Raw genomic sequence first — 1190 nt, 5'->3', positions numbered from 1 at the left:
GATGCACTAAGGGCACTCTCACCAGAGCTGGCTCAACTTGCAGCGGATAACCCAAGCGCAGCATTTGACCGGATTCACGGATCCGAGTCATAACGCCAATATAACTGGTGCGCTTCTCACAAGTGATTAGTGCGCCCAACTAAACCGCATCCAGTTCATATTCTTGTTATGTGGATGCTTGCGAGGATTTAGAAATGCAACCTTATATGGATTACAACAACCCAACACTATCTGGGCAAAAGGCATTTTTATTGGGCATCAGCAGGGGCGACAACCCATGCGGGCCATATAACATGAACGCACACGCTGAATGGGATCAGGGATGGGAACAGCAAAGCAAAATCAAGTGCCGTGGGATAGAGCTAATTCCAGGGCGTGACTGGAGCGGATGCACCCAATCTCATGGTGACTGCCCAACTTGCGGTAAGTGACACATAACGCCGAGTTCAGCGGCAGTTTTTAAGTTGTGGTTTTGTGGAAAACATTTGCGCAGCAAAACCACAAAACTGCGACTTAAAAACTGTCCAGCCACGTAGTGGCGATGCTGGAGCGACTTGTTATAACTTTACTTTTAAATTTGGCCACAGATCAAGCCACTTTTTTTCTTCAATGCGATTTAGAAATACAGATTTTTCACGTTTTTTGTTGTGTGTTATATGGCCATTAAATATAGAGGCAATACTGAAAGGTGATTCTACAACTATTTGCTTATTAGCCTCTAGCTTCACGCCTATTGCCGTTTCAATTTCCGGCCAATGTTCCATTGCATGAACACTACTTCTATATGGCGAATCAAAATTTCTTTCATGCATTAAGGCTTGATTTTTCAACTGCCATTTAATATATGGATGTGCAGAATATAAAATATCTAAATTTTTTTCTTCGTCTATGGTTTCTGTGGAGAAATATATAACGTCAACGTCATTAAGAGGCGTTGGTGGAAACTTATGCAAGTGATCCCAAACTAAGTTTCTTACAAAGCCTGCTGCGATATACCAATCAGGAAGATTTAGAGATGAAACAAGCGATAATAAATCCATCCTAAATCTATCTTCATGAATCAAGTTAATTAATTTATTCATGGTTTCGTAGTTATAACGTTTAGCACAACGGCAGTTTGTAAGTTGCGTGTTGTGGAATACTTTTGCGAAGCAAAACCACAAAAGCGCGACTTACAAACTGTCCAGCCA

1 protein-coding gene is annotated in these 1190 nt (G+C 41.5%); it reads right to left on the bottom strand.

The genetic code is table 11. From position 1 onward, the window contains the following. Positions 1 to 557: 557 nt before the first annotated feature. Positions 558 to 1082, bottom strand: a complete 525-nt coding sequence (locus tag AWU77_RS02075) for a nucleotidyltransferase family protein (protein ID WP_062058533.1) — start codon at positions 1080 to 1082, stop codon at positions 558 to 560. Between the last annotated feature and the right edge of the window lie 108 nt (positions 1083 to 1190).

The organism is Cellvibrio sp. OA-2007 (assembly GCF_000953825.1).
Classification (GTDB): domain Bacteria; phylum Pseudomonadota; class Gammaproteobacteria; order Pseudomonadales; family Cellvibrionaceae; genus Cellvibrio.
The sequence above is the reverse complement of the archived record's forward strand: the minus strand, read 5'-3'. Positions and strand labels throughout refer to the sequence as shown.

What these genes read in the sequence shown, in the direction of transcription:
- AWU77_RS02075 (WP_062058533.1), bottom strand. Translation starts at nt 1,082, where the DNA reads ATGAATAAATTAATTAACTTGATTCATGAAGATAGATTTAGGATGGAT.